The organism is Streptomyces sp. NBC_00094, assembly GCF_026343125.1.
Taxonomy (GTDB): domain Bacteria; phylum Actinomycetota; class Actinomycetes; order Streptomycetales; family Streptomycetaceae; genus Streptomyces.
In genome coordinates, this window is sequence record NZ_JAPEMB010000001.1 from 2,109,696 (window position 1) to 2,131,985 (window position 22,290).

The window sequence follows — 22,290 nt, forward strand, 5'->3', positions numbered from 1 at the left end:
CGGGACCGGCACCGGCACCGGCACCGGCACCGGCACATGACCGACCACATGACCGACCACATGACAGAGCCCCGCAGGGAGTCGCGCCTGAGGCGCGGCCCTGCGGGGCTCTCTCATGTAAGGGTGCGGGGCTACCGCTCAGGGGGCCGTCAGTGGCCGCCGCCCTGCTGTTCGTCGCGGCGGCGCTGCCACCGCTCTTCGATGCGATTCATGGCGGAGCGTCGCTGCCGGGTCTGACGGCCTCCAGCTGCCGTCCCACCACTGGCCTGCTGCTCACCCGGCTTGGGCGCCTTGCGCCATCCAGTGACCGCCAGGAGCGCGCAGCCCAGCATGACGAGGAATCCCACCACGCTGATCCAGATCAGGCCGTCTTCCTGGAAGACCATTCCGGTCATGAGGAGCGCGATACCCACCAGGAAGCCTGCGACTGCCTGGTAAACCCGTCGCCGGGTGTACGTACGCAGCCCGCTTCCCTCGAGCGCTGTCGCGAACTTGGGATCTTCGGCGTACAGCGCTCGCTCCATCTGCTCGAGCATTCGCTGCTCGTGCTCCGAGAGCGGCACGGAGTCCTCCTAGTCGTCGGTCGCGGGGGCGACCGGTTTGCGGCCCTTTCAGGATAGGCAGGGAATCGCCCCCGTGAAACCCGCCCACAATGCCGAATAGCCAATCCGGGCCGCCATGCGGATCGGTTGCTGAGGCGTTGATTCCCCGGCGCCATCTCCGTCATGCCGGATGGTGTCCCCCGATCATACGGGGCGGAACCCCACATCGGGCGGGCTGTGGCGTACTCCATCGACGCCTGCGGCCCGCACCGCCGAACGGGTGCCGGTGGCTGTCAGGCGCGCTTCTCGCCGAGAACGTGCAGCTGGGTGGCGATGGCGTGGAAGGAGGGCAGCTCCGCGGCTGCGGCCTCCAGCTTGAGCAGGGCCTCCGCGGCGCCGGGTTCGGTGTCCACGAGGGCGCCCGGAACCAGGTCGGCGAAGACCCGGACGCCGTGCACGGCGCCGATCTCCAGTCCGGCCTCCGTGGTCAGCTCGGCGAGCTGCTCGGCGGTGAAGCGCCGGGGCACGGGGTCGCCCGCGCCCCAGCGGCCCGCCGGGTCGGTGAGCGCGTGGCGGGCCTCGGTGAAGTGCCCGGCGAGCGCGCGGGCCAGCACGGCGCCGCCGAGGCCGGCGGCGAGCAGGCTGAGGCTGCCGCCGGAGCGGAGCGCGGCGACCGCGTTCCGTACGCCCTCGGCGGGGTCGTCGACGTACTCCAGGACGCCGTGGCAGAGCACGGTGTCGTACCCCTCGCGCTCGACCACGTCGAAGAGCCCGCGGACGTCTCCCTGGACACCGGTGACCCGGTCGGCGACGCCGGCCTCGGCGGCGCGGCGCTCCAGCGCGAAGAGCGCGTTGGGGCTGGGGTCGACGACGGTGACGCGGTGGCCGAGGCGGGCCACCGGCACCGCGAAGTTGCCGGAGCCGCCGCCCGTGTCGAGGACGTCGAGGCTGTCTTTCCCGGTGGCCTTGACCCGTCGGTCGAGGGCGTCCTGGAGAACGTCCCAGACGACGGCGGTACGCAGGGAGGCGCGCGACGGGCGCGACGACGCCTCTCGACCGAAGACAGGGGAAGGGTCCGGCACGGCTGTTGACTCCTCGGTGACGGGTACGGACGCTCCCCACCCTATGGCCTCGGGCCTGCGATCCGGATCATCCCTCCGCCTCTCCCGCCGCCGGCTGGGGTGGCACCACCGGCTGGAGGACGAGCAGCCGCTCGACCAGGTGGAGGAAGAGCGCTGCGTCCCTGAGCAGGTCGTCCGCCTCGCGCCGGCTCGCCGCGCTCGTGATCCCGGCCTCGGCGCGGGCCCTGCGCTGGGCTCCGGAGGCGAAGAGCGCACTCCACTCGGTCAGCTCGGGCGCGAGCCGGGGAAGCAGCTCCCAGGCGCTCCTTATCCGCTGCCGGTGGCGAGGGGCGGTCTCGGGCCGGGCCCGGGCGGCGAGCACGGCGGCCGCCGCACGCAGGGCGGCGAGATGGGCCGTGGCGTACCGCTCGTGGGGCCGGTCGAGGGCGGCGGCCTCGACGAGTCCGGTGCGGGCCTTGGCGAGCAGGTCGAGGGCGGCGGGCGGGGCGGTGGCGCGACGCGGGACGGGGTGGACGTCGGACGCGGGCCCGGACCGCTCCGGGGCCGCGCGGCCTCCGGCGGACGGGGCGCCCTCAGGGCGGCGGCGGGGCGCGGCTGCTGCGGATGGGCTGGCCATGACGAGCCTCCTGTCGTCGCGTGACGGCTCCATGGCCGTATGTGTCCATCGTGCCGGGCCCCACTGACAACGCCCCTGACCTGGACTTTTGCCTGATCATCCGCTCCGGGGTAACTTTTGGACTGACCAGTCAGTTCAAAAACGGGGAAATGGGGGTGGGCCCGTGGGAGCGGAGGCCGAGGAGCAGCCGCACGGCGCCGCCGTCGTCGCGGACGGCTTCGGACTGAAGGGGCCGCGCGGCTGGGCCTTCCGGGAGGTCTCGTTCCGGGCCGAGCCCGGCGCGCTGGTGGCGATCGAGGGCCTGTCCGGCTCGGGCCGCACCTGTCTGCTGCTCGCCCTCACCGGCCGGATGAAGGCCACGGAGGGACATGCCGAGGTCGGCGGGGTACGACTGCCCCGCAAGCCGGGCGCGGTGCGCCGGATCAGCGCGCTCGGCCAGGTGCCGGGCGTCAGCGAGCTGGACCCCGCCTTCACGGTCGCCGAGCACCTGCGCGAGCGGGCCCTGCTCCAGCGCCGCTTCGACGGTTCCGTACGGGCACTCCTGCGGCGCCCGGCCGAGCGGGCCGCGGCGACCCGGGCCCGGATCGACGAGGCCGTGGCGGCCGCCGGCCTGGACCTCGACGCCCTGCCGAAGGGCGAGCGGACCTCCGTACGGGATCTGGAGCGGCTCGAAGCGCTGCGGCTCTCGATCGCCCTGGCCCTGATCGGGCGGCCCCGGCTGCTCGCCGTGGACGACACGGACCTGAAGCTCTCGGACGCCGACCGGGCCGAGGCCTGGGCGCTGCTGCGCGCGGTGGCCGCGTCCGGGACGACCGTCCTCGCCGTCTGCTCCGAGGCCCCGGCGGACGCCCTGCGGATCACGACGGCCACCGGCGCCACGGAACCGGAATCGGACCCGGACCCGGACACGGAGCCGGACCCGGACCCGGAGCCGGACCCGGACCCGGAGCCGGACCCGGACCCGGAGCCGGAGCCGGAGCCGGAGCCGGAGCCGGAGCCGGAGCCGGAGCCGGACATCGAGCCCGACACCGAGGACGGCGAGGACGCCGAAGGCGCCCAAGGCGCCGAGTCCGACGCGGGGCCCGACGTCGAAGACGACACCGAAGACCACACCGAGGAGGGGGCGGCCGATGCGCTCGCCGAAACTGGCCGCGCTTGAGCTGAAGCGCTTCGGCAGGGGGAAGCTGCCGCGCGCCGCGCTCGTCGCGATCCTGCTGCTGCCGCTGCTCTACGGCGCCCTGTACCTGTACTCGTTCTGGGACCCGTACAGCAGGCTCGACAAGCTCCCCGTCGCCCTCGTCAACGAGGACCGGGGCGCCACCTCCGACGGCAAGAAGATCAACGCCGGCGACGACATCACCAAGGGGCTCCTGGAGAGCAACACCTTCGCGTGGCACCAGGTGAGCGACGCCGAGGCACGCAAGGGCGTCGAGGACGGGACGTACTACCTGTCCCTGACCATGCCCGCCGACTTCAGCTCGCGGATCGCCTCCAGCTCCGGCGACTCCCCCGAGACCGGCGCCCTCCGGGTCCGGACGAACGACGCCAACAACTACATCGTCGGCCAGATCTCCCGGACGGTCTTCTCCGAGGTGCGCACCGCCGCCTCCACCAAGTCCTCCCGCACCTTCCTCGACAAGATCTTCATCTCCTTCTCCGACATCCACGACGCCACCGCGAAGGCCGCCAAGGGCGCGGACGACCTCAAGGACGGCGTGGACAAGGCGAAGAAGGGCTCCAAGAACCTGGCCGACGGCCTCAAGGACGCCAAGGCCGGCAGCGGCGACCTGGCCGCGGGCCTGAAGAAGCTCGACAAGGGCGCCAAGGACCTGGAGAGCGGCTCCCTCAAGGTCGCGAAGGGCACGCAGTCGCTCGCCGACAAGGTGAACGGCACCGCCGACAAGGTCCGCCCGTACCTGGCGAACAACGGCACCTCGATCCGCGACACCGCCCGCCTCGTCTCGGACTCCGTCGTGGCGGTCCGCCACGACCTCGACGACCTGACCAAGCGCGCCCCGGTGATCCGTACGGCCGCGCACAAGGCCGACGACGGCCTGGCCGCCCTCCACCGCGAGGAGTGCGAGACGAAGCCGGAGCCCGACGCCAAGGTGTGCGGGGTGCTCAAGGAGGCCTCGGTCACCGCCGACGACGTCGCCACCATCGCGGACGACGTGCACGAGCTGACCAAGGACAGCACCGGCGACCTGAAGGTCCTGGACGCCCGGCTCGTCAAGATCAAGAAGCAGGCCGACGAGCTGGCCGTCCGCGCCCCGCACCTCGACGAGGACGTCGAGGACGCCATCAAGAAGATCAACGACCTCAACGCGGGCGCCAAGAAGGTCGCCGAGGGCGCGGACCGGCTGCACACCGGAATCACCGGGGCCAAGACCGGCTCCGCCAACCTCGACACCGGCGTCGGCAAGCTGAAGAAGGGCGCGGGCGAGCTCGACGGGGGCCTGTTCAAGCTGGCCGACGGTTCCGGCGAGCTGGCCGTCGGTCTGCACGACGGGGTCAAGCAGATCCCCGACTACGACGCGCAGGACCGCGACCGGCGGACGCAGGTCATGGCCGACCCGGTGCAGCTGGCCTCCCAGTCCCTGCACAAGGCACCCAACTACGGCACCGGCTTCGCCCCGTACTTCATCCCGCTCTCCCTCTGGGTCGGCGCGATGGTCGCGTACATGATCATCCAGCCGCTGAACCGGCGGGCCCTCGCCGCCGGCGGCTCCGCCTGGCGGATCGCGCTGGCCGGCTGGCTCCCGGTGGCCGCGCTCGGCGTCCTCCAGGTCGCGGCCCTCATGTCGGTCCTGCACTGGGGCCTCGGCCTCCAGATGGCGAGGGCGGCCGGCACGGTCGGCTTCCTGGCCCTGGTCACCTGCTGCTTCGCCGCGATCATCCAGTGGCTCAACGCCCGCTTCGGCGCGGCGGGCCGGATCCTCGTCCTCGCGGTGCTGATGCTCCAGCTGACCTCGGCGGGCGGCACCTATCCCGTCCAGACCAGCCCGGGCTTCTTCAACGCGATCCACCCCTTCCTGCCCATGACGTACGTGGTCGAGGCGCTGCGCCGGCTGATCACGGGCGGCGGCATCGAGCCCGTCTGGCAGGCCTGCGCGGTGCTGATCGCGTTCACCCTGGGCGCCCTGGCCCTGACCGCCGTCTCCGCCCGCAAGCGGCAGGTCTGGACCCTGGACCGGCTCCACCCCGAACTGACCCTGTGAGAGAGGGCCGGTGACACCCGCGACACCTGTGAGAATCGACCCCATGGACAGCAGCAGCACCCGACGCCAGGCCACCCGCGCGAAGCTCTACGAGGCGGCCGTCACCCTCATCGCGGAGCAGGGCTTCTCCGCGACGACGGTGGACGAGATCGCCGAGCGGGCCGGGGTGGCCAAGGGCACGGTCTACTACAACTTCAAGAGCAAGACCGAGCTCTTCGAGGAGCTGCTGCGGCACGGGGTCTCGCTGCTCACCGCCTCGCTGCGGGCGGCGGCCGAGGAGACCGACGAGCGCGGCGGGAGCAGGGTCGACGCGCTGGACGCGATGATCCGGGCGGGGCTCGTCTTCATCGACCGCTACCCGGCCTTCACCCAGCTGTACGTGGCCGAGCTCTGGCGCACCAACCGGGCCTGGAACTCGACGCTCCTGGTGGTCCGCCAGGAGGCCGTCGCGGTGGTCGAGGGGGTCCTGCGGGACGGCGTCGTGGCCGGCGAGCTGAGCGAGGACATCGACGTCCAGCTGACGGCGGCGGCGCTGGTCGGGATGGTGCTCGTGGCGGCGCTCGACTGGCAGGCGTTCCAGAGCGAGCGTTCGCTCGACGACGTGCACGCCGCGCTCTCGCGCCTGCTGCACGGCCGGGTCGGCGGCCGGTAGCCGGTAGCCGGTAGCCGGTCGGACCCCTCGCACGCGAAACAGCCGGTGCGGTGAAGCTCGATCCCCCCGAGCCTCACCGCACCGGCTTCTTTTCTGCGTGCACCCCCGTGCACCCCCGTGGCACATCCCCCGTGCCCCGTGTCGGCAGGTGCGCGGCCCCGTTCCGCAGCCCCGTGCCGGCGGTACCGGAGCCGCGCCCCTTCCGTGATCACCACTCTCCCTTCCGGACCGGCCCGCGCCCATCCGCGCTCCTACTCATCTCGGCCTCTAGGTACGGATACTCAGTCCTGGTTACGATCGCGGTCGTGTCGGTACTCCCCCTGGTGTTCACCAGCGGCTGGGCGAGCGGGATCAACGCGTACGCGGTGGTCCTGCTGTTCGGCGTCTTCGGCGCGACCGGGCTCACCGACGAGGTGCCCGAGTCCTTGCAGCGCACGGATGTCCTCGTCGTCGCGGGCGTGCTGTTCCTGTGCGAGGCGGTGGCGGACAAGATCCCGTACGTCGACTCGGCCTGGGACGCGGTCCACACCGTGATCAGACCGATCTCGGGGGCCGTGGTCGGCGCCCTGCTGGCCGGCCAGAACGGTTCGCTGCCGGAGCTCGCGGCGGGCGCGGTCGGCGGCTCCACCGCCCTGCTGAGCCACTTCGTGAAGGCCGGGACGAGGATGGCGGTCAACACGTCCCCGGAACCGTTCTCCAACGTCGCGCTGAGCCTCGCGGAGGACCTCGGGGTGGCCGCGATCGTCACCTTCGCGATCTTCCATCCGGTGGCGGCGGCGGCCGTCGCGGCCGTCCTGCTCGTCCTCGGCCTGGTGATACTGGCCTTCCTCGCCCAGCGGATCCGCCGTTTCCTGCGCCGCAGGGCCCAGCGCCACGAGGAGAAGAGGCTCGTGGCCGTGGAGGCGCACCAGCGGGCGCACCCGCCACCGGACGGGTCCGACCGCCTCTGATCCGGCCCCTTCGAACGGCCCGATAGGGTCGCTCGCATGGCACGGATTGTGGTGATCGGCGCGGGACTAGGCGCCATGTCGACGGCGGCCCGACTGGCCGTGGCGGGCCACCGGGTGACGGTGTACGAGCGGACGGCGACGTACGGCGGGGCGGTCGGCCGCTTCGCGCGCGAGGGCTTCGCCTTCGACACGGGACCGGGGCTGCTGCACCTGCCCGCCGTCTACCGGGACCTGTTCGTGAAGACCGGCAAGGAGCCCTTGGAGGAGTGCGTCGCACTCACCCAGGTCGACCCGGCGAGCCGGCACGTCTTCGCCGACGGCACCCGCGTCGACCTGCCGAACGCCTCCCGGGCCGGCACGGCCGCCGCCCTGGACGCGGCGCTCGGCGCGGGCGCGGGCGAGCGGTGGGGCGACTTCCTGGTGCGGGCCCGCGAGGCCTGGGACCGGACCCGGCGCCCGCTCCTCGAGGAACCGCAGCCCGCCGACCCCGCGCCGCTCGCCCGGGAGCCCTACCCGGCGCTCAAGGCGGGCCTGCTGCGCCGCCCGACGACGACGCTCGCCCAGGTCGGGGCGCGGGAGCTGCGCGATCCCCGGCTCGTCGCGCTGCTGGACGCGTACGCGTGGTCGTACGGCTTCGATCCGGCGACCGCCCCGGCGGCCGCCGTCGTGCTGCCGTACATGGAGCAGACCTTCGGCAGCTGGTACGTGGGCGGGGGCCTGCGGGCGCTCGCGGACGCGGTGTACGAGCGGTGCCGGAAGCGGCGGGTGGAGTTCGTCTTCGACGCGGCGGTCGACGAGGTCCTGGAGAAGGACGGCAGGGCGGTGGGCGTCCGGCTCGCGACGGGCGAGACGGTGGAGGCGGACCACGTCGTCTCGGGCGCCCCGGTGCCCGCCGTCCACCGCGACCGGCTCGTCGGCCGGGAGGGCGGCGAGGACCGGCCGCGCCACCAGGTGCTCGGCACCGGCCGGGTGACGGTCTGTCTCGCCCTGCGCGGGGCCCGGGAGCCGGACGCCGTCCACCGTACGGTCGTCCACGCCTCGGGCGAGCGGCCGACGGTGACGGTGCTTCGGCCGGACGACCCGGCGCTGCGGCCCGACGCGGACCACGAGTCGGTGACGGTCACGGCGACCGTCCCCACGCTCCCGGAGCGGGACGGGCAGGCCTGGGAGGCCTTCGCCGACCTGATGGTCGAGGCGGCCGCGCAGGCGGTTCCGGGGCTGCGCGAGCGGCTGCTGTGGCGGCACGTCCGCACCCCGGAGGACGTACGGCGGGACACCGGGGTCGCCGAGGTCCCGGGCCCCGCGCTCGGCGGGGCCGGCGGGCGGCTGCTCCCGGCCGCCAACCGGTCACCGCTGCAGGGGCTCTGGTTCGCGGGCGGCTGGTCCCACCCCGGCGGCGGGCTCGCCCATGCGGGCATGTCGGGCGCGCTGGTGGCGGGCCTGATCGTGGAGGGCGCGGACTTCCGCGGCTCTCAGTAGGCCCGCCGGGCCGTCCGGGCGCCCCGCCGGCTCAGTAGCGGTACTGCTGCTGCTCGTCCGGGTGCTGCTCGTAGCCGTACGGGCTCTGCGCCTGCGGCACCTGCTGCGGGGGCTGCTCGGTGTCGCGCTGCTGCGGGACCCAGACGCCGCCGGGCGGGGTGTCATAGGTGTACGAGGGGGCGTAGGGGTCGCCGTAGTACGAGGTGTACTGCTGGCCGTCGGTGCCCGGGCCGATGTACGGGTCGGAGTAGGCGGCGTACTGCTGCTGCCCGCCGGCGGTGCCGTAGTCGTAGGCCGGCTGCTGCTGCTCGTAGGCCGGGGCGTACGGGTCGTAGGCGGGCTGCTCGTACCCGGTGCCGTACCCCGCGCCCTGACCGCCGTCGTGGTGGCCGGTGCCGTGGTGGCCGGCGTCGTAGACCCCGTACTGGCCCGTGTCGTCGGGCATCGGCTGGGGCTCGTAGACCGCGGTGGTCTCGGCGCCCGCGCCCGTGGCGGAGTCGTCGTGACCGTGCCCGTGTCCGTCCGCCCCGGCGTACGCGTCCGCCCCGTCGTACCCGTCCGCGGCGTCGTACGAGACCTCGGTGACCTCCAGGGTGGGCCCCGCCTGACCCGGACGGCCCGCCTTGCGGCGGCGGCTCGCGCCCGGGTTCCCGCCGATCGCCCAGCCGGTGGAGAAGCCGCGGCGGAAGGAGAGCGTCACATAGGTCTGGCCGACGGCGAAGGCGACCGCGCCGGCGATGATGACCGCCACCGAGGGCAGCAGTACGCCCAGGACCACGCCGAGGAAGCCGGTGAAGGCGAGCAGCCGCCAGCGCAGCCGTGCCTTGTACTGGAGGAGCACCTCCCCCAGCAGCCACAACGCGACCACGCCGAATGCGATGTAGAGGACCGTCCACCCCATGCCCCGCCGCCCCTCTCCACGGTCACCGCCGCGGGTCGGGGCGGGTACGACCGGTCACGACTGCTGGTGCAGTCCGAGATTCTCGTAGATCTCGAGCGTCGCGGTGGAGCTGTTCAGCGTGATGAAGTGCAGTCCGGGGACGCCCTCGGAGAGCAGACGCGCGCAGAACTCCGTCGCGAACTCGATACCGATGGAGCGTACAGCGGCCGGATCGTCCTTGACCGCGAGGATGCGGTCTTTCACATCCGCGGGGAAGGCGGCGTTGCTCAGCTGGGGCAGCCGGTCGAGCGTCTTCACGTTCACCACGGGCATGACCTCGGGGATGATCGGGGTCTCGCAGCCGGCCTTCGCGACGCTGTCGCGCAGCCGCAGGTAGTTCTCCGGGTCGAAGAACATCTGGGTGATCGCGTAGTCGGCGCCCGCGCGGCACTTGTCCACGAAGTGCCGGATGTCGCTGTCCCAGTCGGTGGAGCGGGGGTGCATCTCGGGGAAGGCCGCGACGCCGACGCAGAAGTCGCCCGACTCCTTGATCAGCCGGACCAGGTCGGCGGCGTACCGCACGCCCTCCGGGTGCTCGACCCACTCCCCCAGCGGGTCGCCGGCCGGGTCGCCGCGCAGCGCGAGCATGTTGCGGATGCCGGCGTCGGCGTACTGGCCGAGGACGTTGCGCAGTTCGGCGACGGAGTGGTCGACCGCCGTGAGGTGGGCGACGGGGGTGAGCGTGGTGTCGGAGGCGATCTTCTGGGTGGCCTTGACCGTGCCGCCCCTGGTGGTGCCGCCGGCACCGTAGGTCACGGAGACGAAGCTGGGGCCGACCGCCTCGACGCGGCGCATGGCGTTCCAGAGGCCCTGCTCGCCCTTCTCGGTCCGGGGCGCGTAGAACTCGAAGGAGTACGACGTGCCGCCGGAGGCGAGGATCTCGCGCACCGTGCGTGCGCGGTCCGATCGGACGGAAGCGGTACCTAGGGCCATACCGGCAGGTTAGACGGGGCGCGGGGAGCCGCGTAGACGGCGTCCGAGTCGTGGACACTTTTTCGGACATTCTTCGGGCACCCGCTCACGCCACCGAGCACTCCTTGAGAGCCCCCGGAGCGCTCCCGGTCAGGCCCCCGGCGCACTCCCGGCCGGGCCCCGGCGCACTCCTGGTCAGCCCCCCGGAGCGCTCCCGGTCAGGCCCCCGCGCGCTCCCGGACCCGCTTGGCGAGGGAGGCGGTCGCGGCGGCCGGGTCCTCGGCCTCGGTGATCGCGCGGACGACGACGATCCGGCGGGCGCCCGCGTCCAGGACCTCGTCGAGGTTGGTCTCGTCGATGCCGCCGATGGCGAACCAGGGACGGTCCTGGGCCAGGCCGGCCGTGTACCGCACGAGGTCGAGCCCCGGTGCGTACCGCCCGGGCTTGGTGGGGGTGGGCCAGCAGGGCCCGGTGCAGAAGTAGTCCACGCCCGGTTCGACGGCCGCCGCGGCCGCCTCGCTCTCGGCGTGGCAGGAACGGCCGATCAGGACCTCGTCGCCGAGGATCGCGCGGGCGGCGGGCACGGGCAGGTCGCCCTGGCCGAGATGCAGCACGTCGGAGCCGATGGCGTGGGCCACGTCCGCCCGGTCGTTCACCGCGAGGAGCTTGCCGTGCCGACGGGCGGCGTCGGCGAAGACGGCGAGGTGCTCCAGCTCCTCACCGGCCTCCATGCCCTTGTCGCGGAGCTGCACGATGTCCACGCCGGAGGAGAGCACGGCGTCGAGGAAGGCGGGCAGGTCGCCCTGGCGCTTCCGGGCGTCGGTGCACAGGTAGAGCCGGGCGTCGGCGAGCTGCTCACGAGGCGTGGGCATGGGTGGGTTCCCCCCGTCGGTGGCGCCGGTGTCGCGGCGGCCGGCCCGTGAGGGGCCGGTCGCCGCGACACCCGCTGATGGTGTCTTCGGTACGTGCGGGCGTCAGAGGGCGAGCGCCTGGGCGCGGCGCTTCACCTCCGTGCCGCGATTCTCGTTGAGCGCCTGCGCGGGCGTGCCCGGCAGGCTCTCGTCCGGAGTGAAGAGCCACTCCAGCATCTCCTCGTCGGTGAAGCCGTCGTCCCGCAGCACGGTCAGGAGCCCGACGAGGCCCTTGACGATCGCGTCGCCCTGGATGAAGGCGGCGGGAATCTGCAGGGCGTTGTTCTCTCCACGGCGCACGGCGATGAGCTGACCTTCCTTGATCAGCTGCCGCACGCGCGTCACCTCGACATCGAGCATCTCCGCGATGTCGGGCACGTAGAGCCAGGCGGGGACGAGCGCATCGATCTTTACGTCAATCTCGGTCACGGGACAAGCCTGCCATCCCGGACCGCCAGTCGGCACCCGGGCCCCAGGGAGTGTCCTGTGGGTCGGGCCGGGCTCGACCCACAGGACACCCCTACCGGACGGCCGCCTTCAGGGGTACGGACGGGTCCGCGGCCCGCTCCGGATCGACCGGGGTGGCGGTCTCGATGAGCTTGCGGCCCTGGGCCAGGTCGCGGGGGCGGCCGACGGCGAGCAGGGCCACCGGGACCCCGTCGCGCAGCCAGAGCACGGACCAGGCCGCGTCGGCGGGGTCGCCGCGCCACAGGAGCTCGTCGGCGTCCGCGTGGTGTCCCGCGTACTGGACGAACCGGCCGAACTGCTCGGACCAGAAGTACGGGACCGGGTCGTACGGGCCGGAGTCGGCGCCGGTGATCGTGGCGGCGACGGTCCGCGGGCCCTGGAGGGCGTTGTCCCAGTGGTGGACGAGAAGGCGCTCGCCGTAGCGGGCCGAGGGGTAGGAGGCGCAGTCGCCGACCGCGTACACGTCGGGCAGGGAGGTGCGCAGCCGTTCGTCGGCGGTGACGGCGCCGTTCGGGTCGAGGACGATGCCGGAGCCGGTGAGCCAGCCGGTGGCGGGGCGGGCGCCGATGCCGACGACGACGGCGTCCGCGGGCAGCTCGCGGCCGTCGTCGAGGACGACCCGGCCGGGCTCGACGGTGTGCACGCGCGCGTGGGTGAGGAGTTCGGCGCCGTTCGCCGCGTACCAGCCGGCCATGGGGGCGGTGACCTCGGCGGGCAGGGCGCCGGCGAGGGGGCGGTCGGCCGCCTCGACGACGGTGACGGCGCAGCCCGCCTCGCGCGCGGCGGTGGCGAACTCGGCGCCGATCCAGCCGGCGCCGACGACCACGACGGCGTGGCGGCGCTCCAGGACGGGGCCGAGGCGCACGGCGTCGTCGAGGGTGCGCAGGAGGTGGACGCCGGGTACGCCCTCGGCGCCGGGGAGGGTGACCGGGTGGGCCCCGGTGGCGACGACCAGGACGTCGTACGGGACGGGCCCGGCCTCGGTGTCGACCTCGTGGTCGGCGGCGCGGAGCCCGGTGACGTCGAGGCCGAGGCGGAGGTCGATGTCCAGGGCCTCGAAGTCGACGTCGAAGGCGGAGTCCTCGGCCTTGCCGAGCAGGATCGCCTTGGAGAGCGGTGGCCGGTCGTAGGGCTGGTGGGGTTCGGCCCCGATGAGGGTGACGGTGCCGGTGAAGCCCTGTTCGCGCAGGGCGACGGCGGTCTGCACTCCCGCCATCCCGGCACCGACGATCACGACCTGCTGCTGGGCCTGCTTCTGCTCGCTCACCCGACCACCTTACGCATCTGACGATCCGTCAGGAAGGGAGGGGCCTGGGACCGCATCGGGGCTGCGGCTAGTCTGGCGGGCGTAAAGCACTCGCGGGAGCCCGGACGCACCGGGCTGAGAGGGAGGCTGGGCGGCCTCCGACCGTACGAACCTGATCCGGGTCATGCCGGCGAAGGGAGGGGCTGGACGCCCATGCGTTCTTCCGATGTCCTCGTGGTCGGGGGCGGCATCATCGGCCTGGTCACGGCCTGGCGGGCCGCGCAGCGCGGGCTGCGCACCGCCGTGGTCGACCCGGACCCGGGCGGCGGCGCCGCGCGGGTCGCGGCCGGGATGCTCGCCGCCGTCACCGAACTCCACTACGGCGAGGAGACCCTGCTCGGTCTCAACCTCGCCTCCTCCGCACGCTATCCCGCCTTCGTCGCCGAGCTGGAGGAGTCCACCGGTCACGACGTCGGCTACCGCGCCTGCGGCACCCTCGCCGTCGCCCTCGACGCCGACGACCGGGCCCACCTGCGCGAACTGCACGCCCTCCAGACCCGCTGCGGCCTCACCTCGGAGTGGCTGAGCGGGCGCGAGTGCCGCCGTCTCGAGCCGATGCTCGCTCCCGGGGTGCGCGGCGGGCTGCGCGTGGACGGCGACCACCAGGTCGACCCGCGCCGGCTGGCCGCCGCGCTCCTCACCGCCTGCGAGCGGGCCGGGGTCGTCTTCCACCGGGCCCTCGCCGAGCGCCTGACGGTGGTACGGGACCGGGCCCACGGAGTCGTCCTCACGGGCGGCGACGAGGTGACGGCGGACCAGGTCGTGCTGGCCGCGGGCAGCCTGAGCGGGCGGCTCGCGGGCGTGCCCGCCGAGGTCCTGCCGCCGGTCCGCCCCGTGAAGGGCCAGGTCCTGCGGCTGCGGGTGCCCGCCCCGTACGCCCCCTTCCTCTCCCGTACCGTCCGGGCCGTCGTCCGCGGCAGCCACGTCTACCTGGTGCCCCGCGAGAACGGCGAGCTCGTCGTCGGCGCCACCAGCGAGGAGCTGGGCTGGGACACGACGGTGACGGCGGGCGGGGTGTACGAGCTGCTGCGCGACGCCCACGAGCTCGTCCCCGGGATCACCGAGCTGCCGCTCACCGAGACCCGGGCCGGACTGCGCCCCGCGTCCCCGGACAACGCGCCGCTGCTCGGCCCCAGCGCCCTGCCCGGCCTGCACCTGGCCACCGGCCACTACCGCAACGGGGTGCTGCTCACCCCCGTCACCGGCGACGTCATGGCGGAGGTGCTCACCACGGGCGCCCTTCCCGACGAGGCGCGCCCCTTCACCCCCCGGCGCTTTTCCCCTACTCCTCCCGTACGACAGGAGCAGCCCGCATGAACGTGTCCGTGAACGGAGAACCCCGCGAGCTCGCCGGTCCCGTCTCCCTCGACGCCCTCGTCGCGACCCTGAGCACGGCCCCGACCGGGGTGGCCGCGGCCGTCAACGAGGCGGTCGTCCCGCGCAGCGAGTGGGCGGCGACGCTGCTCGGCGAGGGCGACCGGGTCGAGGTCCTGACCGCGGTGCAGGGGGGCTGAGCGCGATGTCCGACGACCTGTTCACCCTCGGGGGTACGGAGTTCTCCTCGCGTCTCATCATGGGCACCGGCGGCGCGCCGAGCCTCGACGTCCTGGAGCGCTCGCTGATCGCCAGCGGCACCGAGCTGACCACCGTCGCGATGCGGCGACTCGACCCCACGGTCCAGGGCTCGGTGCTCTCCGTCCTGGAGCGGCTCGGCATCCGGGTCCTGCCCAACACGGCGGGCTGCTTCACGGCGGGCGAGGCGGTCCTGACCGCCCGGCTCGCCCGGGAGGCGCTCGGAACCGACTGGATCAAGCTGGAGGTCGTCGCCGACGAGCGGACCCTCCTTCCCGACGGGGTGGAGCTCCTCGACGCGGCGGAGACCCTGGTCGACGAGGGCTTCACCGTCCTGCCGTACACCAACGACGACCCGGTCCTCGCGCGGAAGCTGGAGGACGTGGGGTGCGCGGCGATCATGCCGCTCGGCTCCCCGATCGGCTCGGGGCTCGGCATCCGCAACCCGCACAACTTCCAGCTGATCGTGGAGCGGGCGGAGGTCCCGGTGATCCTGGACGCCGGGGCGGGTACGGCCTCGGACGCGGCGCTCGCGATGGAGCTGGGGTGTGCCGCGGTGATGCTGGCCTCGGCGGTGACGCGGGCCCAGGAGCCGGCGCTCATGGCCTCGGCGATGCGGCACGCGGTGGAGGCGGGCCGGCTCGCGCACCGGGCGGGCCGCATCCCCCGCCGCCACTTCGCGGAGGCCTCCTCCCCGGTGGAGGGCCGTCCGCACCTGGACCCGGAGCGCCCGGCGTTCTGACGCGAGCCCGGCCTGATCGACAAGACACCCCCTGGGGCACTCGTCACAGCTGCGCTGCAGACCGGGGCATCCGCACGGGGGCCGTGTCCACGGCTCGTAGACTCGACGCCGTGGACACGACCCTTCAGGACCCCCTCGTCGGGAGGCTGCTCGACGGCCGCTACCGCGTCGACGCGCGCATCGCCGTCGGCGGGATGGCCACGGTCTACCGGGCCGTCGACACCCGCCTCGACCGCGTCCTCGCGCTCAAGGTGATGCACCCCGCCCTCGCGACGGACGCCGCCTTCGTCGAGCGGTTCATCCGCGAGGCCAAGTCCGTCGCCCGGCTCGCGCACCCGAACGTCGTGGGCGTCTTCGACCAGGGCGCCGAGGGCGCGTACGTCTACCTGGCGATGGAGTACGTCGCCGGCTGCACCCTCCGCGACGTCCTGCGCGAGCGCGGCGCGCTCGCGCCCCGCGCCGCCCTCGACATCCTGGAGCCCGTCCTCGCCGCGCTGGGCGCCGCGCACCGGGCCGGGTTCGTGCACCGCGACATGAAGCCGGAGAACGTCCTGATAGGGGACGACGGCCGGGTCAAGGTAGCCGATTTCGGTCTCGTACGGGCCGTGGGCTCGGCGACCGCCACCACCGGCTCGGTCCTCGGCACGGTCTCGTACCTCGCGCCGGAGCAGATCGAGCACGGCACGGCCGACACCCGCGCCGACGTGTACGCCTGCGGCGTCGTCCTGTACGAGATGCTGACCGGCGGCAAGCCCCACGCCGGCGACACCCCCGCGCAGGTGCTCTACCAGCACCTCCACACGGACGTGCCCGCCCCCTCCCTCGCCGCCCCGGGGCTCGCCCTGGAGCTGGACGAGCTGGTCGCGGCCGCCACGGCCCGCAACCCCGAGGTCCGCCCGCACGACGCCGTCGCGCTGCTCGCCCTGCTCCGGGAGGCCCGCGCCACGCTCGGTGACGAGCAACTGGACGCCGTGCCCCCGCAGGCGCGTTCCGAGGCCCGGGAAACGGCCGAGGACCGGACGAGCGTGATCGCCCGCGCCGTCCCGGCCGCCGCGGACGTCCAGCAGGTGCAGTACACGAACCGTCTTCCGGCCCCGGAACCGCCTCCGGCCGGCGCCCGCCGCAGGCCGCCCCGCGGCCCGCTGCTGATCGTCCTCGGCGTCCTGCTCGCGCTCGGCCTCGGAGCCGGCGTCTGGTACATCAATTCCGGCCAGTTCACCCGTGTCCCGGCCGTCCTCGGCCAGACCGAGGCCGTCGCGACCCAGCGGATCAAGGACGCCGGCCTGGACGTCGGCACGACGAAACGTGCCTTCAGTGAGGTGTACGAGCGCGGCACGGTCATGGCCGTCGACCCGGCGCCCGGCGAGCGCGTCCGGGGCAGCGACACGGTCACCCTCACGCTCTCCCGCGGCCCCGAGATCGTGAAGGTGCCCAACCTCAGGAACAAGCCGCTCCCGGAGGCCCAGCGCATCCTGAAGGAGGAGGGCCTGGCACCCGGAGTGATCACCAACGAGTTCAGCGACTCCGTCGCCCAGGGCGCCGTGATCAGTTCCGACCCCGAGCCCGGTACCGAGCGACGCCCCGACTCCGCCGTCGCCCTGGTGGTCAGCAAGGGCTCCCCGATCGACGTGCCCGACGTCACCGGCGAGACCGTCGCCGACGCCACGGCCGCGCTCCAGGAGGCCGGCCTCACCGTGCGGATCGCGCCGGAGCGGATCCACTCCCCCGAGGACACCGGCGCGGTCGCCGCCCAGTCCCTCGCCGAGGGCAGCCGGGCCGCCGAGGGCGACACGATCACTCTCACCGTCTCCAAGGGACCGAAGCTGGTCGAGGTCCCGGACGTCACGGGCGAGAGCACCGACGACGCCCGCGCGGCACTCGAGGAAGCGGGCTTCGAGGTGGAGGTCAAGAAGTCCTTCCCCTTCCTCGGCAACACCGTCGCGAGCCAGTCCGTGGACGGCGGTTCCACCGCCCCCGAGGGCTCCGTCGTCACCATCACGATCAAGGGACTCTAGAAACTCATGCGCAACCCCGTCGGCGGCCATGTGCCCGTGGCCGGTGGCCTCGCCACGACCGGTCTCGCCTACGCCCGCGTGCTCGGCGCCGAGACCGTCCAGGTCTTCGTCGCCAACCCGCGCGGCTGGGCCACCCCGGTCGGCAACCCGGCCCAGGACGAGCGGTTCCGGGCCGAGTGCGAGGCCGGGTCGATCTCGGCCTGGGTCCACGCGCCGTACCTGATCAACTTCGGCTCCCACACCGAGGCCACCGTGGAGAAGTCGGTCGAGTCGCTGCGGCACTCGCTGCGCCGGGGCCGGGAGATCGGCGCGAAGGGCGTGGTCGTGCACACAGGCTCGGCGACCGGGGGCCGCCCGCGCGAGGTGGCCCTCGCCCAGGTCCGGGAGCGGATGCTGCCGCTCCTCGACGAGCTGACCCACGAGGACGACCCGTACCTGCTCCTGGAGTCGACGGCCGGCCAGGGCTTCTCGCTCTGCTCGCGCGCCGAGGACTTCGGTCCGTACTTCGACGCCCTCGACCGCCACCCGAAGCTCGGAATCTGCCTCGACACCTGCCACATCTTCGCTGCGGGCCACGACCTCGCGGAGCCGGGCGGGGCGGTACGGACGCTCGACGAGCTGGTGGAGGTGGTCGGCGAGGGACGGCTGAAGCTGATCCACGCCAACGACTCGAAGGACGTCGTGGGCGCCCACAAGGACCGCCACGCGAACATCGGCGCCGGTCACATCGGCGAGGAGGCCTTCCGGGCGCTCCTGCGCCACCCGGCGACGGACGGGGTACCGCTGGTCATCGAGACCCCGGGCGGCACGGAGGGACACGTGGCCGACGTGGAGCTCCTGAAGAAGCTGCGCGGCTGATCCCGGGGCGCGATTTCCCGTTGAGGAATACCCCAGGGGGGTATAGCGTTGGGACAACGGCAGGAATCGCTACCCGAGCTTGGGGGCACTCATGCAGCACGACGCGCACGCCCATCACGACCACACCGCCCACGAGGGGCACGCCCAGCACGGCGAGCACCAGGAGCACGAGGGGCACCACGAGCAGCACCAGGGGCACCAGGGACACGCCCCGGCTCACGGCAAGGTCTCCTGGTCCACGGCCGCCAAGGCCACGCTGCACTGCCTCACCGGCTGCGCCATCGGCGAGGTGCTCGGCATGGTCATCGGCACCGCGCTCGGCTGGGGCAACGTCCAGACGATGATCCTCGCGATCATCCTGGCCTTCTTCTTCGGCTACGCGCTCACCCTGCGCGGCATCCTCACCGCCGGCGTCGACTTCCGGACGGCCGTCAAGGTCGCGTTCGCCGCCGACACCCTCTCGATCGCCGTCATGGAGATCATCGACAACGGCGTCATCGCCCTGTGGCCCGGCGCCATGGACGCGCATCTCTCCGCGCCGCTGTTCTGGATCGTGCTCGCCATCGCACTCGCCGCCGCCTTCGTGATCACCACGCCGGTCAACAAGTGGATGATCGGCCGCGGCAAGGGCCACGCGGTCGTCCACCAGTACCACCACTGAACGAACCGCACGGCAGCATCCCGACGGTCCGGAGCCGCTAGGGGGTGCCTTGTCGATCGGGCCGGATCAGGGAGCGGGGTCTGGTGCCGTGGATCGCAAGGCGGAGGAGGGAGTCAACGCGGAGCGTTGGTGACCGACGACAACGCGGCGAGGCGCGGCACCAGACCCCGCGAGCCCGGCCTGATCGACAAGACACCCCCTACAGCTCCGGGCCGTCGCCCGGTTCCTCCTGGTACGAGAAGCGCTGCTCCGTCCACGGGTCACCGAGGTTGTGGTAGCCGCGCTCCTCCCAGAAGCCCCGGCGGTCGGCGGCCATGTACTCCACGCCCCGGACCCACTTGGGGCCCTTCCAGGCGTACAGGTGCGGGACGACGAGCCGCAGCGGGAAGCCGTGCTCGGCGGTGAGCAGCTCCCCGCCCTTGTGGGTGGCGAAGATCGTGCGGTCCGCGGCGAAGTCGGCGAGCCGCATGTTGGCGCTGTAGCCGTACTCGGCCCAGACCATGACGTGCGTGACCTGCGGCGCGGGAGGAGCCAGTTCGAGGATGGTCCGGGCGGGTACTCCACCCCATTCGGCCCCGAGCATGCTGAATTTCGTCACGCAGTGCAGATCGGCCACGACCGTGGAGAACGGCAGGGCCGAGAACTCCTCGTGGTTCCAGCACCGCTTGTCGCCGTCCGCCGTCGCGCCGAAGACGCGGAACTCCCAGCGGTCCGGCTTGAACTTGGGGACGGGGCCGTAGTGCGTGACCGGCCAGCCGCGCTGAAGCCGCTGACCCGGCGGAAGATCCGGTGGACGACCGGGCTCCCCCGCTTCCCCTTCCCGGCGTTCTCCGCTCTCCGGCTGACCCATGTCATCCATGGTGACAGACGGCGAGGGGTGGTCATGACCAGCCAACCTCCCACCCGTCGGCGATTCGGGCAACTCCCACTAAGCCTGCACTTACTGGACGCCCCCCATTCGGGGTGCGAGGATGCGGCCATCCTGCCCAGTGACGGCACAGACACGCAACGTGGAAGTGGAAGGAGCCTCTGCGATGCAGGGCGACCCCGAGGTCCTCGAGTTTCTCAACGAGCAGCTGACCGGCGAGCTGACGGCCATCAACCAGTACTGGCTGCATTACCGCATCCAGGACAACAAGGGGTGGACGAAGCTCGCCAAGTACACCCGCGAAGAGTCCATCGATGAGATGAAGCACGCGGACAAGATCACCGAGCGCATCCTGATGCTCGACGGCCTGCCGAACTACCAGCGGCTCTTCCACGTACGGGTCGGCCAGACGATCACCGAGATGTTCCAGGCGGACCGCCAGGTCGAGGTGGAGGCGATCGACCGCCTCAAGCGCGGGATCGAGGTCATGCGCGCCAAGGGGGACGTCACGTCCGCCAACCTCTTCGAGGAGATCCTCGCCGACGAGGAGCACCACATCGACTACCTGGACACGCAGCTGGAGCTGATCGAGTCCCTGGGCGAGGCGCTCTACATCTCGACCCTGATCGAGCAGCCGAGCTGATCGCGGCCGCTCACGGCGCTCAGGCGGCCTCGGAGAGCCCCTCGGGGTCGACCACGTCCGCCGCCAGGGCCGGTATGCCCTGATCGAGGAGCTCACGGCGCGGGCAGCTGCCACGCCCGAGGATGGCCTGAATACGACGGACGCAGGAACCGCAGTCCGTTCCGGCCTTGCAGGCCGAGGCGATCTGGCGGGGCGTGAAGGCGCCCGCGTCCGCGTGCTCCTTGACCTGCTTCTCCGTGACACCGAAGCATGAGCAGACGTACACGCGGTTCACCTCCCGCCGAGATCGATAAGGCTAACCTAACCTTACCCGGCGGCCCGGAGCCTCAAAAGCCCCGGATACGAGGATGGGGCGCGGATCACATGGATCCGCGCCCCATCCTCGTAGGTACCTACCTACTGATCACGCTCACTGGTCGCGGTACATCTCCGCGACGAGGAACGCCAGGTCGAGCGACTGGCTGCGGTTGAGTCGCGGGTCGCAGGCCGTCTCGTAGCGCTGGTGCAGGTCGTCGACGAAGATCTCGTCGCCGCCGCCCACGCACTCGGTGACGTCGTCACCGGTGAGCTCGACGTGGATGCCGCCCGGGTGGGTGCCGAGCTCCTTGTGGACCTCGAAGAAGCCCTTGACCTCGTCGAGCACGTCGTCGAAGCGGCGCGTCTTGTGGCCGGAGGCGGCCTCGAAGGTGTTGCCGTGCATCGGGTCGGTGACCCAGGCGACGACAGCGCCCGAGGCGGTGACCTTCTCGACGAGCTCGGGGAGCTTGTCGCGGACCTTGTCGGCGCCCATGCGGACGATGAAGGTCAGTCGGCCCGGCTCGCGGTCCGGGTCGAGGCGGTCGATGTACGTCAGCGCCTCGTCCACCGAGGTGGTCGGGCCGAGCTTGATGCCGATCGGGTTCGCGATCCGCGCCGCGAACTCGATGTGGGCGTGGTCGAGCTGGCGGGTGCGCTCACCGATCCAGACCATGTGGCCGGAGGTGTCGTACAGCTTGCCGGTGCGCGAGTCCGTACGGGTCAGGGCGCCCTCGTAGTCGAGCAGCAGCGCCTCGTGGGAGGCGTAGAACTCGACGGCCTTGAACTCGGCCGGGTCGGTGCCACAGGCCTTCATGAAGTTCAGCGCGTTGTCGATCTCCCGCGCCAGCTGCTCGTAGCGCTGACCCGAGGGGGACGACTTCACGAAGTCCTGGTTCCAGGCGTGCACCTGGCGCAGGTCGGCGTAGCCACCGGTGGTGAAGGCGCGCACCAGGTTGAGCGTGGAGGCGGAGGCGTTGTACATCCGCTTCAGGCGCTCGGGGTCCGGGACGCGGGACTTCTCGTTGAAGTCGAAGCCGTTGACCGAGTCACCGCGGTACGTCGGCAGGGTCACGCCGTCGCGGGTCTCGGTGCCCTTGGAGCGGGGCTTCGAGTACTGGCCGGCGATGCGGCCGACCTTCACCACGGGCACGGACGCCGCGTAGGTGAGGACGGCGCTCATCTGGAGCAGCGTCTTGAGCTTGGCCCGGATGTGGTCGGCGGACACGGCGTCGAAAGCCTCGGCGCAGTCGCCACCCTGGAGCAGGAACGCCTCGCCACGGGCGACGGCTCCCATCCGGGCGCGCAGCTGGTCGCACTCGCCGGCGAAGACGAGGGGAGGATACGACTCGAGGTCCGCGATCACATCGCGCAGAGCCTCGGCATCGGGGTACTCAGGCTGCTGCGCCGCGGGCAGGTCTCGCCAGGTCGCCTTGGCGACGGCGTGGGAATCAGCGTTCACGGTCACACGCACCACACTACGGGGTTCTTCGTCCAGTCTCGGTCCCCTGCCCAATGACTGAGACGCGCGCCCGAAATGTCTGTCGACGATCTTCACGCC

General features: G+C 72.5%; 23 protein-coding genes and 1 riboswitch. Of the genes, 12 read left to right on the forward strand and 11 right to left on the reverse strand.

Annotated features, from left to right (window positions below; translation table 11 throughout):
• Positions 1-149: 149 nt before the first annotated feature.
• The 3 genes from OG580_RS09120 to OG580_RS09130 all read right to left on the reverse strand — a co-directional run bounded on the left by OG580_RS09120 (position 150) and on the right by OG580_RS09130 (position 2,240).
• On the reverse strand, positions 150-563 hold the full coding sequence (locus OG580_RS09120; protein WP_267043132.1) for a DUF3040 domain-containing protein: 414 nt from the start codon (positions 561-563) through the stop codon (positions 150-152).
• 272 nt (positions 564-835) lie between these two features.
• Positions 836-1,624 (reverse strand): methyltransferase, encoded by a 789-nt coding sequence (locus tag OG580_RS09125; RefSeq protein WP_267043133.1) that lies wholly within the window; start codon positions 1,622-1,624, stop codon positions 836-838.
• A 67-nt stretch (positions 1,625-1,691) separates the two neighbouring features.
• The gene (locus OG580_RS09130) at positions 1,692-2,240 is read right to left on the reverse strand and encodes an SAV_6107 family HEPN domain-containing protein (RefSeq protein ID WP_267043134.1); all 549 of its coding nucleotides are present in this window, start codon (positions 2,238-2,240) and stop codon (positions 1,692-1,694) included.
• Positions 2,241-2,403: 163 nt separating this feature from the next.
• Here OG580_RS09130 and OG580_RS09135 point away from each other — a divergent pair, with 163 nt between their 5' ends.
• The 5 genes from OG580_RS09135 (at position 2,404) to OG580_RS09155 (ending at position 8,539) form a co-directional block, all read left to right on the forward strand.
• Complete coding sequence (locus OG580_RS09135) at positions 2,404-3,399, forward strand: ATP-binding cassette domain-containing protein (protein WP_267043135.1); 996 nt, start codon at positions 2,404-2,406, stop codon at positions 3,397-3,399.
• Entirely contained in the window at positions 3,371-5,458 is a 2,088-nt protein-coding gene (locus OG580_RS09140; protein ID WP_267043136.1) for a YhgE/Pip domain-containing protein, read from the forward strand. The genes OG580_RS09135 and OG580_RS09140 overlap by 29 nt, the downstream gene beginning before the upstream one ends.
• A 43-nt stretch (positions 5,459-5,501) precedes the next feature.
• A complete protein-coding gene (locus tag OG580_RS09145; protein WP_267043137.1) occupies positions 5,502-6,110 on the forward strand; it encodes a TetR/AcrR family transcriptional regulator in 609 nt (202 codons plus the stop codon).
• A gap of 305 nt (positions 6,111-6,415) precedes the next feature.
• Complete coding sequence (locus tag OG580_RS09150; RefSeq protein ID WP_267043138.1) at positions 6,416-7,060, forward strand: DUF4126 domain-containing protein; 645 nt, start codon at positions 6,416-6,418, stop codon at positions 7,058-7,060.
• 36 nt (positions 7,061-7,096) lie between these two features.
• Entirely contained in the window at positions 7,097-8,539 is a 1,443-nt protein-coding gene (locus OG580_RS09155; protein ID WP_267043139.1) for an NAD(P)/FAD-dependent oxidoreductase, read from the forward strand.
• Positions 8,540-8,570: 31 nt separating this feature from the next.
• Here OG580_RS09155 and OG580_RS09160 read toward each other — a convergent pair whose 3' ends face one another.
• The 5 genes from OG580_RS09160 to OG580_RS09180 form a co-directional block, all read right to left on the reverse strand.
• A complete protein-coding gene (locus OG580_RS09160) occupies positions 8,571-9,440 on the reverse strand; it encodes a hypothetical protein (protein WP_267043140.1) in 870 nt (289 codons plus the stop codon).
• Positions 9,441-9,494: 54 nt separating this feature from the next.
• Complete coding sequence (gene metF / locus OG580_RS09165; RefSeq protein WP_267043141.1) at positions 9,495-10,412, reverse strand: methylenetetrahydrofolate reductase [NAD(P)H]; 918 nt, start codon at positions 10,410-10,412, stop codon at positions 9,495-9,497.
• Positions 10,413-10,609: 197 nt separating this feature from the next.
• Positions 10,610-11,263 (reverse strand): thiamine phosphate synthase, encoded by a 654-nt coding sequence (gene thiE / locus OG580_RS09170; protein WP_267043142.1) that lies wholly within the window; start codon positions 11,261-11,263, stop codon positions 10,610-10,612.
• Positions 11,264-11,365: 102 nt separating this feature from the next.
• On the reverse strand, positions 11,366-11,731 hold the full coding sequence (locus tag OG580_RS09175) for an Rv2175c family DNA-binding protein (protein ID WP_267043143.1): 366 nt from the start codon (positions 11,729-11,731) through the stop codon (positions 11,366-11,368).
• A gap of 91 nt (positions 11,732-11,822) precedes the next feature.
• Positions 11,823-13,037, reverse strand: a complete 1,215-nt coding sequence (locus OG580_RS09180) for an NAD(P)/FAD-dependent oxidoreductase (RefSeq protein ID WP_267043144.1) — start codon at positions 13,035-13,037, stop codon at positions 11,823-11,825.
• Positions 13,038-13,119: 82 nt separating this feature from the next.
• Positions 13,120-13,232, forward strand: a riboswitch (TPP riboswitch).
• On the opposite strand from OG580_RS09180, the gene thiO reads away from it, so the two are divergent.
• The 6 genes from thiO to OG580_RS09210 all read left to right on the forward strand — a co-directional run bounded on the left by thiO (position 13,230) and on the right by OG580_RS09210 (position 18,924).
• Positions 13,230-14,393 (forward strand): glycine oxidase ThiO, encoded by a 1,164-nt coding sequence (gene thiO, locus OG580_RS09185; RefSeq protein WP_267043145.1) that lies wholly within the window; start codon positions 13,230-13,232, stop codon positions 14,391-14,393. (Overlaps the previous riboswitch by 3 nt.)
• Positions 14,390-14,590: a sulfur carrier protein ThiS gene (thiS, locus tag OG580_RS09190; protein ID WP_267043146.1), complete on the forward strand. Its 201-nt coding sequence runs from the start codon at positions 14,390-14,392 to the stop codon at positions 14,588-14,590. Before thiO ends, thiS begins: the two co-directional genes overlap by 4 nt.
• A gap of 5 nt (positions 14,591-14,595) precedes the next feature.
• Positions 14,596-15,390 carry a thiazole synthase gene (locus tag OG580_RS09195; protein WP_267043147.1) on the forward strand — a complete coding sequence of 265 codons (795 nt, stop codon included), beginning with the start codon at positions 14,596-14,598 and terminating at the stop codon, positions 15,388-15,390.
• Between the two features lie 110 nt (positions 15,391-15,500).
• Positions 15,501-17,405 (forward strand): Stk1 family PASTA domain-containing Ser/Thr kinase, encoded by a 1,905-nt coding sequence (gene pknB / locus OG580_RS09200; RefSeq protein ID WP_267043148.1) that lies wholly within the window; start codon positions 15,501-15,503, stop codon positions 17,403-17,405.
• A gap of 6 nt (positions 17,406-17,411) precedes the next feature.
• On the forward strand, positions 17,412-18,263 hold the full coding sequence (locus OG580_RS09205) for a deoxyribonuclease IV (protein ID WP_267043149.1): 852 nt from the start codon (positions 17,412-17,414) through the stop codon (positions 18,261-18,263).
• 91 nt (positions 18,264-18,354) lie between these two features.
• Positions 18,355-18,924: a DUF4396 domain-containing protein gene (locus OG580_RS09210; RefSeq protein WP_267043150.1), complete on the forward strand. Its 570-nt coding sequence runs from the start codon at positions 18,355-18,357 to the stop codon at positions 18,922-18,924.
• Positions 18,925-19,123: 199 nt separating this feature from the next.
• On the opposite strand, the gene OG580_RS09215 is transcribed toward OG580_RS09210, so the two are convergent.
• Positions 19,124-19,774 (reverse strand): sulfite oxidase-like oxidoreductase, encoded by a 651-nt coding sequence (locus OG580_RS09215; RefSeq protein ID WP_267043151.1) that lies wholly within the window; start codon positions 19,772-19,774, stop codon positions 19,124-19,126.
• Positions 19,775-19,958: 184 nt separating this feature from the next.
• On the opposite strand from OG580_RS09215, the gene bfr reads away from it, so the two are divergent.
• A complete protein-coding gene (bfr, locus tag OG580_RS09220) occupies positions 19,959-20,435 on the forward strand; it encodes a bacterioferritin (RefSeq protein ID WP_267043152.1) in 477 nt (158 codons plus the stop codon).
• A 19-nt stretch (positions 20,436-20,454) separates the two neighbouring features.
• Here the strand turns inward: bfr and OG580_RS09225 are convergent, their stop codons facing one another.
• Positions 20,455-20,709, reverse strand: a complete 255-nt coding sequence (locus OG580_RS09225; protein WP_267043153.1) for a bacterioferritin-associated ferredoxin — start codon at positions 20,707-20,709, stop codon at positions 20,455-20,457.
• A 135-nt stretch (positions 20,710-20,844) separates the two neighbouring features.
• Positions 20,845-22,191 (reverse strand): class II 3-deoxy-7-phosphoheptulonate synthase, encoded by a 1,347-nt coding sequence (locus OG580_RS09230; protein WP_267043154.1) that lies wholly within the window; start codon positions 22,189-22,191, stop codon positions 20,845-20,847.
• Between the last annotated feature and the right edge of the window lie 99 nt (positions 22,192-22,290).